This is a genomic window from Paraburkholderia sp. BCC1885 (genome assembly GCF_900996235.1).
Classification (GTDB): Bacteria; Pseudomonadota; Gammaproteobacteria; order Burkholderiales; family Burkholderiaceae; genus Paraburkholderia.
Window position 1 is genome coordinate 32038 of record NZ_CAAJGM010000217.1, and the last position, 13928, is coordinate 45965.

The 13928-nt window shown below is 59.2% G+C and carries 13 protein-coding genes; 10 read left to right on the forward strand and 3 right to left on the reverse strand.

All coding sequences use genetic code 11. The features are described from left to right. Window positions 1-590 precede the first annotated feature (590 nt). Entirely contained in the window at window positions 591-3632 is a 3042-nt protein-coding gene (locus tag FQ755_RS24335; RefSeq protein WP_186308652.1) for an ATP-binding protein, read from the forward strand. A gap of 205 nt (window positions 3633-3837) precedes the next feature. Next, entirely contained in the window at window positions 3838-4590 is a 753-nt protein-coding gene (locus FQ755_RS24340) for a phosphohydrolase (protein ID WP_260858840.1), read from the forward strand. A gap of 152 nt (window positions 4591-4742) precedes the next feature. On the opposite strand, the gene FQ755_RS24345 is transcribed toward FQ755_RS24340, so the two are convergent. Beyond that, window positions 4743-4928 (reverse strand): DUF1427 family protein, encoded by a 186-nt coding sequence (locus FQ755_RS24345; protein WP_144157567.1) that lies wholly within the window; start codon window positions 4926-4928, stop codon window positions 4743-4745. A 160-nt stretch (window positions 4929-5088) separates the two neighbouring features. Beyond that, window positions 5089-5778, reverse strand: a complete 690-nt coding sequence (locus FQ755_RS24350; protein ID WP_144157568.1) for a hydrolase — start codon at window positions 5776-5778, stop codon at window positions 5089-5091. A gap of 311 nt (window positions 5779-6089) precedes the next feature. Here FQ755_RS24350 and FQ755_RS24355 point away from each other — a divergent pair, with 311 nt between their 5' ends. From FQ755_RS24355 to FQ755_RS24390, 8 genes are all read left to right on the forward strand, one after another. After that, window positions 6090-6380 carry a XapX domain-containing protein gene (locus FQ755_RS24355; RefSeq protein ID WP_144157569.1) on the forward strand — a complete coding sequence of 97 codons (291 nt, stop codon included), beginning with the start codon at window positions 6090-6092 and terminating at the stop codon, window positions 6378-6380. Then, window positions 6377-8263, forward strand: a complete 1887-nt coding sequence (locus FQ755_RS24360; RefSeq protein WP_144157570.1) for an amidohydrolase — start codon at window positions 6377-6379, stop codon at window positions 8261-8263. Before FQ755_RS24355 ends, FQ755_RS24360 begins: the two co-directional genes overlap by 4 nt. Further along, complete coding sequence (locus FQ755_RS24365) at window positions 8242-8697, forward strand: DoxX family protein (RefSeq protein WP_144157571.1); 456 nt, start codon at window positions 8242-8244, stop codon at window positions 8695-8697. Before FQ755_RS24360 ends, FQ755_RS24365 begins: the two co-directional genes overlap by 22 nt. 21 nt (window positions 8698-8718) lie before the next feature. After that, a complete protein-coding gene (locus FQ755_RS24370; protein ID WP_144157572.1) occupies window positions 8719-9636 on the forward strand; it encodes a VOC family protein in 918 nt (305 codons plus the stop codon). Window positions 9637-9716: 80 nt separating this feature from the next. Continuing rightward, on the forward strand, window positions 9717-10409 hold the full coding sequence (locus FQ755_RS24375; RefSeq protein WP_144157573.1) for a YoaK family protein: 693 nt from the start codon (window positions 9717-9719) through the stop codon (window positions 10407-10409). A gap of 106 nt (window positions 10410-10515) precedes the next feature. Further along, window positions 10516-11961: an alginate export family protein gene (locus FQ755_RS24380; RefSeq protein ID WP_409937588.1), complete on the forward strand. Its 1446-nt coding sequence runs from the start codon at window positions 10516-10518 to the stop codon at window positions 11959-11961. 191 nt (window positions 11962-12152) lie between these two features. Beyond that, window positions 12153-13055 (forward strand): helix-turn-helix domain-containing protein, encoded by a 903-nt coding sequence (locus FQ755_RS24385; protein ID WP_144157574.1) that lies wholly within the window; start codon window positions 12153-12155, stop codon window positions 13053-13055. A 122-nt stretch (window positions 13056-13177) separates the two neighbouring features. Beyond that, window positions 13178-13357, forward strand: a complete 180-nt coding sequence (locus FQ755_RS24390; protein WP_144157575.1) for a hypothetical protein — start codon at window positions 13178-13180, stop codon at window positions 13355-13357. Window positions 13358-13580: 223 nt separating this feature from the next. Here FQ755_RS24390 and FQ755_RS24395 read toward each other — a convergent pair whose 3' ends face one another. Further along, window positions 13581-13802 (reverse strand): response regulator, encoded by a 222-nt coding sequence (locus FQ755_RS24395; RefSeq protein WP_260858841.1) that lies wholly within the window; start codon window positions 13800-13802, stop codon window positions 13581-13583. Window positions 13803-13928: the final 126 nt, after the last annotated feature.

Consider the following 13928-nt stretch of genomic DNA (forward strand, 5'->3'; position numbering starts at 1 on the left):
CATTCGATGCAATCTAATGCGTGCCCCGTGGACGTGGCGATGCCATGAAATAACGCGAAGAATGGAGGAGATGGCTGATGTACGGCGACGATTGCCTGCTATTGCAACGTCGCTTTCAATGCGCGTGATGTGCTTCTGGCGCCAGGGAACAACCTTTCAACGTTTCACAATGAGTCGTCCTGCGCAGGCGGGGCGGCGCCGAGTGCCGCTTCGTTGCTTTGTACGATGCGATTGCGGCCCTCGCGTGGGAGCCGAAAATATAAATGCCGAGCGGCGATGAAATGACCGGCGACGCCGCCCCCGCGCCCCTATCGCCGTAGTAGTGAAAAAGTCACAAAAATGAGTTTAATTCGAAAGACACGGGTGTCGGTCGTGGAAAGAATATCGGGTACAGAGTGTCCCGAACCGGAACCGGTTGGACTCGCAATGTGCGAACAACGCACCAGGAAGGTCGCGATTGTCTCCTAATGAAGGGTCGCCGAGACCTCGCAGAAAGCAGGGTGCTATGGGCGGGGCCGCTGGTTTCCGTACAAGGTGATGGTTCGTTGCAGTGGAACTCCAGGCATCAAACCTTCCTTGGACTAGCACCTATGATTCGCATCGGCTCGCTGGACATTGACCTTGAACATCGGCAATTGCTGCGCGACGGTGCGCAGTTGCGGGTCGGCAGCCGCGCGTTCGACGTTCTCACCGTACTGATCGAAGCACGGGGCGAGTTGGTGTCGAAGAATGATCTGTTGAGGCAAGTCTGGCCCAATACGATCGTCGAGGAAAATAATCTCCACGTTCACCTGTGCCGATTGCGAAGCCTGCTAGGGGAAAGCCGGGGGCTTCTTCAGACGATATCTGGGAGGGGGTTCCGGCTAACCGGCGCGAAGGCGCATGAGAGCCCGGTTGCTGCATCGCTTGATTCGTCGGGGACGACAGAATCGGATGCTCAACGTCTCGTGCCGAATAACCTGCCACGGCGCACAACGGAGATAATCGGCCGTGATGACGCGATCGCCGCCGTCGTTGACGCGCTCACGTTCGGCAAGCACGTTACGCTGGTCGGTGCCGGCGGAATCGGCAAGACGAGACTCGCAGTCGAAGTCGCCCACCGGATGCTGAACTCGTTTCGGGACGGCGTCTACCTGATTTCGCTTGCGTCCGCGACGGATTATGAAAGCGTTCTGGATGCGGCGTCGAGCGCATTGGGTATCAATCCGATAGAGGGGCCGCTGTCACTTGCGCGCATCGGCAAGGGGATGGGCGGTCCGCGCATATTGTTCGTACTAGACAACTGCGAGCAGGTCGTGGAAGCAGCTGCCGAACTGGCGGAATCGCTTGCCGGAATCAGCGATGAGGCGCGAGTAGTCGCGACCAGCCGGGAACTGCTCAGGATTCCCCGTGAGAGCGTGTACCGGGTCGAATCGTTGCAGGTGTCCGCTCAGTCCGATCGCATGGACGACACTGTGCAATGCAGCGCTGTGCAATTGTTTTTCTCACGCGCCCGCGCAATCGATCCCCTGTTCCCATTCGACGAACGAAGCGTCGAACTGATTCACACTGTCTGCCGGCGGCTTGACGGCATTCCCCTGGCGATTGAGCTCGCCGCAGCGCGCGCGACCATTCTCGGTGTAGAAACCTTGTCCGCACTCCTCGATGACCGATTTCGCGTGCTGACCGGCGGCAACCGCTCCGCACTGCCGCGACATCAGACGCTCAGGGCGACGTTCGACTGGAGTTATGCGCTGCTCGATGAAACGGAGCGCGCCACGCTTCGGCGGTTGAGCATATTTTCGGCGGGCTTTACGATGCCCGCCGCCATCGCAGTCGTGGCCGATGACGCGTTGGACGAATACGCGATCATTGCAGCCGTGTCGAGTCTCGTAGAAAAGTCATTGATCGTGCGGCCGGCCGGTGGGACCCAGGTTGCGTATCGGCTGCTCGAAACTACCCGTGCGTATGCATTGGAAAAGCTCGATCACAATGGCGAGAGACGTATGGTGAGATTGAGCCACGCCAGACATCTCACGAGTCTTCTTGGGGACGCGTCGTACGCCGCTGTGTCGAGAAATTCCGGGGCATGGCACCGCGATATGCGTGAATTGCTTGAAGACGCGCGCGCGACTCTCACATGGGCATTCTCACCGCAGGGCGATAAATCCGTTGGCGAGGCGCTGTCGGTGCGTTTCGTGCGGCTTCTGTTCGAGTTGTCGCTAGTCGATGAATGCTGCTCGTGGGCGCGCCGATCGCTCGAAGCAATGCAGAACTGGCCGAACGATATCGATAGCCGTAGGTTGAAACGCGTTCGCATGGATCTGAAGGCTGCGCTTGCTGCGGCGCTCTTCTACGTGCAAGGCCCGATTAAAAAGACGAGTGAGATCTGGTCCGAAGTATTGTCTCTGGCGATCGCATTCGGCGACCGGAACCTCGAGGCGCGTGCACTATGGGGCATGTGGAACTCTTCTCAGAGCGCTGGCGACGCGTATGACGCGGTTTCGTTCGCCTTACGCTTTGGCGCGCTGGAACAGCAGGCTTGTCAGGTCGGGGAGAGCGACGGGAGCACGGCTGGCAGCGACCAGATGCTTAGGCATCGTATTATCGGCATCGCTTTGCACTACGTGGGCGACCAGCACGAGGCGTATGCCGCATTGCAACGCTTCCTGCCGCACGCGCGTGGCTTGCGGTCATGGATGCCGCTGGGTCGCTCGATTGATCAGCAAGTCGTTGCTAGCGCGACGTTCGCGCGCGTGTTGTGGATGACGGGGGAACGTGACGAAGCAATGCAGATCGCCGAGCAGTGTTTGGCCGAAGCGCTCGCACAGGAACACGCGATTGTCACGTGTTACGTATTGATCGAGGCGGCCGTTCCTATCGCCCTGCTGTCGGGCGAACGGGAGCGCGCAGCGGAAGCCGTCGCCGTATTGCACGAGATCTCGACCCGTATCGGTCTGAACATTGGTGAGGCATGTAGTCGCGCGTTTGACGCCTATCTAGCCTCTCTCGACGACTCGACTGCCGTGCGCCTGCGAGAATTTGCCGAGACGTTGACCCGCCTCGATGAACTCGGCTTCTGCGCGCCGAACGCCATGCTGGTCGCTCAATATGCGAAGGCGCTGGCGCGAGCCGGAAGACGAGACGAAGCGCTCGTGGCCGTTGCGCGTGCTCTAGAGCGCTGCGAGGAAACCGGGAACATGTGGTTCGCGAGCGAACTATATCGCATCCGTGGAGAGTTGTTGATCAGCGAATCCCTCGACCTCGGTGGGTCGTCGCCCCACATGACCCTAGCCGATGCCGAAAGATATTTCATTACAGCATTCGATACGGCAGTGCTCCAGGGCGCCGCGTCGTTGCAATTGAGGGCGGCCCTTAGTCTTGCGCTGCTCTGGCATGCGCAGGGCGATGACGTCCGGGCGCGCGGCGTGTTGGAACCCGCGTGTGCATTGTTTCCCGGAGGTCGAAATTGGCCGGATTATCAGGAAGCCATGCGGTTGCTGCAAACCGTTCAGCGGGCGGACAGATCACAGCGGCTTAATGCGGGCACGCAGGCGGTTGGCGGCGTGGTTTCGTCTGTCAAAGCGCCCTTCACGGAAGTTCAATCAATTTGCGCAGCTTTTTCCAACGAACGGCAAGCAAAGCCTGTTTAGCGGCGTTCATCAATCGCCACAGCCTTTCGTTGCTCGTCGGTCATCGTTTGCAGAGTCAAAGCCATGGTTGCCTCCAGAGACTGGTCAAGGAGTCAAAGTCGCACTGCCTGAACGGTTGAACGCGCTGTTTGTTTGGGCGGCACGCTTAAAGAAAATTAAGAACCTTTAGCGGCTACTAGACCTACACTCCATACGCGTCCTGTTGATGGAAAGACTGTTCGATTTCGGGCTACAGCGTGGGCGCCATGCTTTCGACGTGATCGTCGAAACCGGCGCCAGGCAGCGGGCGCCGGATGTGACCGGACAAGGAGAAGCAATGACGGCGCAGGTCGCAGGAGTTGCGATACCGGACAGTGAACTGGCGCGGCGGGCGATCGCCTTCGTTGAGCAGGACATGCCTCGTGTTTTGATTGGCCACGCATTCCGCGTATTCCTGTTCGCGTCTCTTATCGGCCGACACAGGATGCACGATTTTTCCGAAGAACTGCTGTTCGTCGCCGCTGTATTCCACCACCATGGACTCGCGCCGCGTTTTGGCGGCTCTAATCGCAGGTTCGAACTGGACAGCGCGGACGCCGCATTTAATTTTTTAAAGTCGCATGGAATCGCCGAGCAGGAAGTACGCAATGTATGGTACGCGATCACGCTGCATTCGACATTCGGCCTGGACGGATTCGACTCACCGCTCGTCGGCCTGCTGCACGCTGGCGTCGAGACGGATTTGATGGCCTTGCACTTCGACGAAATATCGGACAGCGACCGCGCTGCGGTGGTCCGTGCGTACCCACGCGAACGCGCGTTCAAAGCGCTGGTGATCGACGCGCTCGCCGACGGCATGACGTGGCGGCCGGAAACAACGTTCGGCAACGTCAATGCGGACGTAATGGAACGATGTAATCCGGACTACAGCCGGATCAACTTCTGCGGTCTGATCCTCGGTTCTCAATGGGACGAATGAGAACGGCCTGTGCCTGACCTGCTCATATCTTCTTTCTGTTTGGGAATTCGGTCACCAAGGGCATTCATTCGCAAGGGAAAGACGAGCAACATGCGAACAAACGGATGCTCAATCCGGCCTTCGCCAGCGAGTGACATCGGCGCTGCCCGAATTTATTTCGACAGAAGCGACGTGCTCGCCACGAGCTGGTGTCCCATTGGGATCAGTTGTGCGCCGATCACCATCCCCAGTAATCCGATGAGGGCCACAATGGGCGGCGCTGGCGAACGCACACGAATTACGCTGTATATCGTGCCGGCGAGAAGACCGGCAAGAAGGGAGAAAATATAAGGTTCCATTTGTCGACATTCAGCTTGATAGTTTGACGCGTCCGGTCATCTGCTGCTGGCGCGGTGCGTGCAGTGAAAACCGGAAGAGGAGGCCGCAAACGGGCAGGCAGCGGAATTGAGCCAATCCGGCTGCGAGCCCGCTCGGGTCGGGTCAGCAGGGATGGCCGGTTCAACTCTTCGCCGGGACGGCCGCGAGCGATTCGTGCTTCGCTTGCGTACGCTGGGGTGCTTTGTGGACCATCGTATAAGCGTAGTCGACGCCCATGCCGTACGCGCCCGAATGCTCCTTCGCGATCTTCATCACGTCTTCATACGTTTCGCGGTGAGCCCAGTCGCGTTGCCATTCGAGCAGAACCTGCTGCCAGGTGACCGGTACGGCGCCCGCCTGGATCATTCGCTGCATCGCGTAGTCATGTGCGTCCTGCGACGTCCCGCCCGACGCGTCTGCAACCATATAAATTTCGTATCCGCCTTCGAGCATCGCGCAAAGGGCGAACGTGGTGTTGCAGACCTCGGTCCAGAGTCCGGATACCACCACCTTGTTCCGGCCGTTCTTCTTCAACGCATCCCGAACCTTCTGGTCGTCCCACGAGTTCATCGACGTACGTTCGAGCGTAGGATGGTCGGGGAAAACGTCGAGCAGCTCCGGATACGTGAAGCCAGAAAAAGATTCGCTTTCGACGGTCGTGATGGTGGTCGGAATATTGAATGTCTTCGCGGCTTTCGCCAGACCGACCACGTTGTTCTTTAGCGTTTGCCGGTCAATCGACTGGACCCCGAATGCCATTTGCGGTTGCTGGTCAATGAAGATGATCTGGCTATTCGTTGGGGTAAGCACTTCCAGTTTCTCTTTGCTCATGATGTCGTCCATTCGTAGAAGGTTTTCAACCGTTACGCCCTGATCCTGCAGGGATCGTCACCTGATATCCGTCACTGGAGCCACGATAGATGGCATGTCCGTTACTGGCGGATCGAGGCGTGCCATTGCCGTCGCGTGGCCCTGGATAAAGCATAGTCGAGGCACTCGAAATCCGTAATAGCTGTGCAGCCCATTAAGAATTTTTAATTCATTAAGTATCCTGAATGTTCTTCTATTTAGAAGTAGAAAATCATAAGCTTCGGTGGGAAGAAAAAGCGAGGCGCGCTGGGAGCATTCATGGAGAGGAATCGATGAAAGCGTATGTGCTGTCACTGCTTGCGGGAATTCTCATAGGCCTCGTCTACGGTTGGATCGGCGTGCCGTCTCCGGCGCCGCCGGTCGTGGCGTTGATCGGCCTTTTAGGCATCCTGGCGGGCGAGCAGATTATTCCCGTCGCAAGAAAAATGCTCTCGGGGGCTCATTTTCGCGTGGCGTGGAATGAGGAACACTGCAATCAACATTTATTCGGGGCGTTGCCCGGCCGCAATTCCGGCCGGTCTCAACCCAGGGCGGGAATTTCATCCGAGGAGAAGCGTTCATGACATCCCACCAAGATGCGCCGGAACTGATTCTTTTCAATGGCCGGTTCACGACATTGGACAAATCGCAGCCGAGTGCGACTGCGGTTGCGATCAGGGGCGGGAGATTCACCGGCGTCGGCAGCGACAGCGAGATAAATCAACTGAAGACCGACAGTACGCGCATGGTCGACCTGAAAGGCCGCTCGGTGCTTCCCGGCCTGATCGACAATCATCTTCACATCATCCGTGGCGGCCTGAATTTCAACATGGAGCTGCGCTGGGACGGCGTGCGCTCTCTCGCGACCGCGATGGAGATGCTCAAGGCGCAAGTGGCTGTTACGCCGCCGCCGCAATGGGTGCGCGTCGTCGGCGGATTCACGGAACATCAGTTCGACGAAAAGCGTTTGCCGACCATCGAGGAGTTGAATGCTGTCGCGCCGGATACCCCTGTCTTCATGCTCCATCTTTATGACCGCGCGATGCTCAACGGCGCGGCGCTGCGAGTGGTCGGATACACGAAGGACACACCCGAGCCGCCGGGAGGCGAGATCGTGCGCGACAGCGCGGGTAATCCGACGGGTTTGCTGCTGGCGAAACCCAATGCGGGCATCCTCTACGCGACGCTGGCGAGAGGACCCAAGCTTCCTCCGGACTACCAGTTGAATTCGACGCGTCACTTCATGCGCGAATTGAATCGTCTGGGCGTGACGGGCGCCATCGATGCGGGCGGAGGTTCGCAGAATTTCCCGGAAGACTACGAAGTCATCCAGAAGCTGGACGCCGAAGGACTGCTGACCATCCGGCTGGCGTACAACCTCTTCACGCAGAAGCCGAAAGGCGAGAAGGAGGATTTTCTCAACTGGACCAAGACGTCGAAGTACAAGGACGGCAATGATTTTTTCCGTCACAACGGCGCGGGCGAAATGCTCGCGTTTTCGGCAGCGGACTTCGAGGACTTCCGGGTGGCGCGTCCCGACATGCCGCCCGAAATGGAAGGCGATCTCGAAGGCGTCATCCGCGTGCTCGCGGAAAACCGCTGGCCGTGGCGCATGCACGCCACTTATGACGAGACTATCAGCCGCGCGCTCGACGTGTTCGAGAAGGTGAACCGCGATACGCCGCTAGCCGGACTCAACTGGTTCTTCGATCATGCAGAAACCGTCACCGAGAAGTCGATGGACCGCATTGCGGCGCTGGGTGGCGGCATTGCGGTTCAACATCGAATGGCTTATCAGGGCGAGTATTTCGTCGAGCGTTACGGCGAAAAGGCAGCCGAGGGTACGCCACCTGTCGCGCGCATGCTCGAAAAAGGTGTACAGACGTCGGCCGGCACCGACGCGACCCGGGTGGCGTCGTACAACCCGTGGGTCTCGCTATCGTGGCTCGTGACCGGCAGGACCGTCGGCGGCCTGCGCATCTATCCGCAGCGCAATTGTCTTGACCGTGAGACGGCTCTGCGCATGTGGACCGAGAAGGTCACGTGGTTCTCGAACGAAGTCGGCAAGAAAGGGCAGATCGCCGTGGGGCAGCTCGCTGATCTCATTGTTCCCGACCGCGACTATTTCGCTTGCGCCGAAGACGACATCGCCGGCGCTTCATCGCTGCTGACGGTCGTGGGCGGCAAGGTGGTCTACGCCGCGGGCGAATTCGCTTCGCTGGACGGCAATCCACCGCCGCCCGCGATGCCCGACTGGTCGCCGGTGCGAACGTACGGCGGGTTTGCCGCATGGAAGCAATACGGCGAGTCCGGCGCGCCGCTTCAGCAGGTCGCGGCCGGATGCGGGTGCGCTCGCGCGTGCAACGTGCACGGCCACGATCATCGCCGCGCGTGGCTCGGCAATGCACCGACCTCGGACTATAAAGGCTTCTGGGGAGCACTCGGATGCGCGTGCTGGGCGGTCTGACGGGAGGCTCCGGGTTGGATAATCCATCGTGGGTCGTGGTATTGCTGCGTCAGCCGTGGGTCATGCCGTTCGTCCGGATTTGCCTCGTCTCCGCGTACCTGATCGGCGGCGTCACCAAGCTGCTGCATTTCGACGCCGCGGCCGCGGAGCAGGTGCGCTTTGGCCTCCATCCTGGATGGCTATGGGCTGCCATTGCAATCTTCGTGGAGCTTGCCGGATCGCTCTGTATCATCTGCAACCGGTTCACGTGGCTCGGCGCGGGCGGGTTGGCGGCGTTGACGCTGGTGGCCATGTTGGTGGCAAACAACTTCTGGCGTTTGGAAGGGGCAGCGCAATTCATTGCACTGAACAGCTTTTTCGAGCATCTGGGGCTCATCGCTGCGTTCGTGATGGTCACCTGGATGGCGAGTGGCGAGCGATGCTCGTCTGAATAACGGGACAGGAAATTTACGACTATGCATAACGTTCAATCTCTCGGCGTCGCTGTTGCCCTGGCTTTCGGTCTGATTGCGGCTGTACCGTCGACATCATTCGCCGAGGCAGCCAGCGGGGAGCCACAATCGACATCGTTCGCGGTCGGCGCGCAATACGACACGACCCACATCTACGTGGCCCCGGAGGACTTCGACAAGTTCACCGACAGCTTCGTCGCTACATTTGGCGGCCACAAATCGCAGCAGGGTGTGTTTCAGGTAACGCCGACTCCCAGCCAGACAATGTCGCAACTGGTCTTCACACCGGTCGGAACGATTTCGGTATTCGGCTTCAAGACACCGGTTCCATTTCCATTCGGTGACGAGCGCACCGGCTATCTCGTTTCGGACATGGATGCCGCCGTGAAGTCGGCCAAGGCGCACGGCGCCGACGTGATCGTCGACACTTTCCCAGACCCGATCGGACGCGATGCGATCGTTTCGTGGCCGGGTGGCGTGCACATGCAGCTCTACTGGCACACGAAGGCGCCGAACTACGACCCACTTGAGAGCGTGCCGGAAAATCGGGTGTATGTTTCCCCGGCGAGCGCGAATGCGCTCGTCAGGAACTGGCTCGCGTTCTCGCATGGCAAGCTTGTCTCCGACAATCATCATGCGCCGGGCGTGGAGATCGGCCGCCCGAACGACACCTTCCGGCGCGTGCGGCTCACCTCGGGCTTCGGCAACCTGACGGTCTTCGCGACCGACGGCCATCTGCCATACCCGTACGGGCGGGAAGTGACCGGCTACGAAGTGAAGGACTTCGACGACACCATGAAAAAGGCTCAAGCGGCCGGCGTCTCCGTGCTCGTTCAGCCTTTCACGTCGGATCATCGCGAGTCGGCGGTCGTTCAGTTCCCGGGCGGATACATCGCGGAAATTCACGCAGCGGCGAAATAGGATTTACCGTGTCATCACGACGAAAGCGCATCGACGCTCGAGAGGCCAATTCTCGCTAATGCTTCTTGATAGGGTGGTCAATGAATGACGACAACGTGCTTTCGGCGACCGCGGGCTACGTCGACACGCTCAGCTTTGTCTCGCTGTTCGGCCTGTTCACGGCACATGTCACGGGTAATTTCGTGCTTATCGGCGGGGGTGTCGCGGGGTACGGGCAAGGCATCTTTTTAAAGCTGATGGCGTTTCCCGCTTTCATCGTCGGCGTCGTGCTGAGCAGTCTCATCATCCGCACCCGCAATCCCGGGACGCCCATGCGGGGAGCATGCATGCTCTATGCCGTACAAGCGATTCTGCTGCTGGCGTTCTGTGTTGCGGGGATCAACCTCGGGACCCGATTCAGCCCCGAGAGCTGGCCGGTCGTAGTGTGCGGGATGATCGGCGCGACAGCAATGGGTGTGCAGAACGCCCACAGCCGGCTGGTCGCGCGGCCCGGCGTGCCGAACACCGTGATGACCGGCAACGTGACCCAGGCAATCCTCGATCTGCTCGATCTGTGTTCGCCTCGCGTCTCGGCAGATGCGAAGCGAGCATCGCGAGCGCGCGTGGCGAAAATGCTCCCGGCCATCGTCGCGTTCGGGCTGGGTGCGATCGCCGGTGCGCTGGCCTACCGGAATGTCGGCTTCTGGGCTTTGCTGTTGCCGGTCGTCGGACTCGCCTCGCTGGCAACGCGCGCGTGGTTGCGCCGTAATGCGGCCGGCAAGCCAGCCTCCTGAATCTTGTCGATTACGCGGACATGCTCATTGCGCGACAACACAGGGTTGTCGTCGACGACGCATTCATTCAGGCCGGGCGAACAACCTTTAACAGGACGGGAGGGCAATGCGGATGCAAGTCGCGGCACACATCGGGATTGCCGTTGCTGGGCTTGCCCTCGGCCTGTGTCAGTACGCGCGGGCTGATAACGAAGCGCAACCGTCGCAGCAGGAGGCTGGGGCGACGCAGACGTGTGACGCAAAGCGGCCAGTCGTCATGTTCAATCGTTGGCAGGAGGACTGGAGTGTTCTTCGGGACCCCTGTGTACCGCGCAAGCCGCTCGACAGTCTCAAGTACATTCCGCTGGGCGGCGATCCGGATTCCTGGCTCTCGCTAGGTGCCAACCTGCGTGAGCGACTCGAGGTCAGCGACACGCCGCTGTTTGGATTGAGTCCGGTGGCGAAGTCGGACACCTGGCTGATTCAGCGCATACAGGTTCATGCTGACGCGCAGCTGGGTCCGTACCTGCAGTTCTTTGCCCAGCTCGAAGATGCGAGAGCCTTCGGTAAGGACACGGTCGGCCCGACGGACAAAAATCCACTGGATCTCGAACAGGCGTTTGCGGCGTGGGTCAGCCCGGCCGGGCCCGGCACATTTAAGTTGCGTGTCGGCCGGCAGGAAATGGCGTTCGACCTGCAACGGTTTGTCTCCGTGCGCGATGGCCCGAATGTGCGGCAAGCGTACGACGCGGTATGGGCGGACTACGAGTATGAGAAGTGGCGCTTCATCGGGTATGCGACGCGGCCGGTTCAGTATCGGGACGTCGTTGCATTTGATGATGCCTCGAACCGCCATCTGACTTTCAGCGGCGTGCGCTTCGAACGTCAGGGCGTCGGCGTGGGCGACCTGTCCGGCTACTATTCGCTCTACACGCGCGCGGGTGCGCAGTTTCTCGATGCGAAAGGCGACGAGCACCGCAACGTTTTCGATCTGCGATACACGGGCAAGATCGCTGCTGCAGACTATGACGTCGAGTCGATGTATCAGACGGGTCATGTCGGCGCGAGTACGATCGATGCGTGGGCAGTGGGCTCGCTGTTCGGCTACACGCTCAATTCGCCATGGACTCCACGATTCGGCGTACAGATCGATGCGGCATCGGGTGATCGGCATCCGAACGATGGGCGCGTCGAGACGTTCAATCCCCTTTTCCCCAACGGCTACTACTTCACGCTCGCAGGGTATACCGGCTACGCGAATCTTTTCCATGTAAAGCCTTCGCTAACGCTTAAGCCGTCCAGCAAGCTCTCCTTGTTGTTCGCCGTCGCGTTTCAATGGCGGATGACCACGAACGACGCTATCTACCAGCAGGGAAATGCCGTCGTTCCGGGCACCGCCGGCCACGGTACGCGATGGACCGGCTCCTACGCGCAGATACGCGCCGAATGGACCGTCGCGGCGAATCTGATTGCATCGGTCGAAGCGGTCCGTTTCCAGGTCGGAAACTCGATTCGTGAACTTGGCGGCAGTAATTCGGACTATGTCGGCGTTGAGCTGAAGTACGGGTGGTAATTACGTGGATCTATTCGCGATCCGCTCGTTCGGGATTGCCGGCAGATGTCAGCGGACGGCGGAGCGAGAGGGACCGGCCCCCGCGACGTGCGAATTAAATCGCCAACCTTCCAATTTCATTTCCACGGAGTAAGATATATTACAAACAAATGTGAGCGCCGGTGCGCCGCGAAGGTCTCGAGGAGGGTCCGTTGAAAGCCGATTCGACCAGCTCATTAGCGATACCGGAGTCGCACTGGAGTCAGCGGCCGGTAGTTCGTTCGCAGGAAGAAGATTTTCGTGCAATCCTCAGCAAATGGAGCCTTCCTAAACCGAAGCAGCCGCTTGAGTTCAGGCAGGAACTCACCGACGGCACCCATACTGTCACCGTCAACCGGAGTGTTAGCGCGGGGCGATTCCTGGTCGGGAAGAAAGAAGTTTCCCTGAGCAATGTCCCCATTCGCTCCAGTCTGCTCGTTCCTCCGGGTGAGTCGACCCGTATTGTTTTTACAGAGGCTGCGGACGCCTATCGCCTTTACCTCTCTCAGGCACTGCTGTCGGAGTGCCATGAACATATCTTCGGTGTTCAGGCAAGCGGCGATATCGTGCTGTCGAATATCACCTTCCTTGACGACCGGCCGACTCGTCACCTGATTGAGGCGATGCTCGAAATTGGTGAAGAAAATTGTCCCGCCAATCAGTTGGTGTTTGAAAGCATCAGTCTCGCCATCGCATCGAGGTGCATCGCACTGAATGTGCAGAGGCCTGCCACCAAGGCTCGCGTTGGGCCGTTGGCCAACTGGCGACTCCAGCGAGTGACGGAATACATTGACACCCACCTGTCCGAGCCGATTTATCTGCGCGATCTGAGTAATGTCGCCAGATTGACGAGAATGCACTTCCTGACGCAATTTCGCCTGGCGACGGGTTTCACGCCAAGCGCTTACGTCACAAGAATGAAAATGGAGCGTGCGCGGCGACTGCTTGAAGAGACCGATCTTTCGATCATCGATATATCGGAAATGTTGGGCTTCAAAAGCCAGAGTCATTTCACTTCGGTCTTCGGGAAAATTGTCGGCCATACACCGGCGCGCTGGCGTATGGCCTCCAAGTGAGCAGATTCCAGCATCGGCCGTGATGGCGTTCGTCATAACGCTGCGATGAACGCCGCCTGACGACCGCTCCAGTTGCGGGCGATGTATTGCACTCAGGCGTGCTTGTCCGAATGAGCAGCGCCTTGTTCGATCAGCTTCGCGACCGCAGTCGGTTGGGAAATGCTGGCGACATGGCTCAATTTAAGCTCGACGCTCGCCCTCCCGCGCTGGGCCATGAAGCGTTCGAGATCGGGATTGGTCGGGCGGTCGGCCGCCGCGACGACACCTGGGTGGCGATTTCCATAAATTGCCTAATGCTCTGACTTTAAATGAATATGTCGTTTAATTTGAGTGGGGCTATATGTGTTGATATGCGTTTTCACGTATGGCGCCAATACTCAGAGCTCACGCGCCACGCATGCGCGCGCGGCACGTCGTGGTGGCAGTAGACCCTCTCCAGATCGAACTGGTCGTCAGGCAGTCAAACCTGGTGGGGCTTTGCGGGCAGTCGTTGTAGTCGGTTGCCTTCCGCCAAAACATTCCAGATCAGACAATGCCACCGAGTTTTCCATCTTCACGGTTTGCCAGGATGTGCTGCAACTTGGCGAGTGATAAAGGCTTGGTGAGGTGATAGTTAAAACCCGCGGCCAATGCCCGGGACTTGTCGGACTCTGCCGCGTATCCCGTAAGCGCTACGAGGACGACGTCGTCGAGCTGGCCGTCGGCTCTCACGGCGCGCGCGACATCGAATCCATCCATGTCGGGCATGAGAGGTGGCCCCGGAAATCTGGACAGTCGGTTAGGTGGAATCGCTGGGTTCTGAGATAGGCATAATGCCTACAAAGGAAACCAGACGATGACGAAGAGAACCCGGCGCACGCACTCAGCGGCGTT

Excerpts from the sequence above, each read along its gene's own strand:
- FQ755_RS24335 (WP_186308652.1), top strand. The coding sequence starts at position 591 with ATGATTCGCATCGGCTCGCTGGACATTGACCTTGAACATCGGCAATTG.
- FQ755_RS24340 (WP_260858840.1), top strand. The coding sequence starts at position 3,838 with ATGGAAAGACTGTTCGATTTCGGGCTACAGCGTGGGCGCCATGCTTTC.
- FQ755_RS24345 (WP_144157567.1), bottom strand. The coding sequence starts at position 4,928 with ATGGAACCTTATATTTTCTCCCTTCTTGCCGGTCTTCTCGCCGGCACG.
- FQ755_RS24350 (WP_144157568.1), bottom strand. The coding sequence starts at position 5,778 with ATGAGCAAAGAGAAACTGGAAGTGCTTACCCCAACGAATAGCCAGATC.
- FQ755_RS24355 (WP_144157569.1), top strand. The coding sequence starts at position 6,090 with ATGAAAGCGTATGTGCTGTCACTGCTTGCGGGAATTCTCATAGGCCTC.
- FQ755_RS24360 (WP_144157570.1), top strand. The coding sequence starts at position 6,377 with ATGACATCCCACCAAGATGCGCCGGAACTGATTCTTTTCAATGGCCGG.
- FQ755_RS24365 (WP_144157571.1), top strand. The coding sequence starts at position 8,242 with ATGCGCGTGCTGGGCGGTCTGACGGGAGGCTCCGGGTTGGATAATCCA.
- FQ755_RS24370 (WP_144157572.1), top strand. The coding sequence starts at position 8,719 with ATGCATAACGTTCAATCTCTCGGCGTCGCTGTTGCCCTGGCTTTCGGT.
- FQ755_RS24375 (WP_144157573.1), top strand. The coding sequence starts at position 9,717 with ATGAATGACGACAACGTGCTTTCGGCGACCGCGGGCTACGTCGACACG.
- FQ755_RS24380 (WP_409937588.1), top strand. The coding sequence starts at position 10,516 with ATGCGGATGCAAGTCGCGGCACACATCGGGATTGCCGTTGCTGGGCTT.
- FQ755_RS24395 (WP_260858841.1), bottom strand. The coding sequence starts at position 13,802 with ATGCCCGACATGGATGGATTCGATGTCGCGCGCGCCGTGAGAGCCGAC.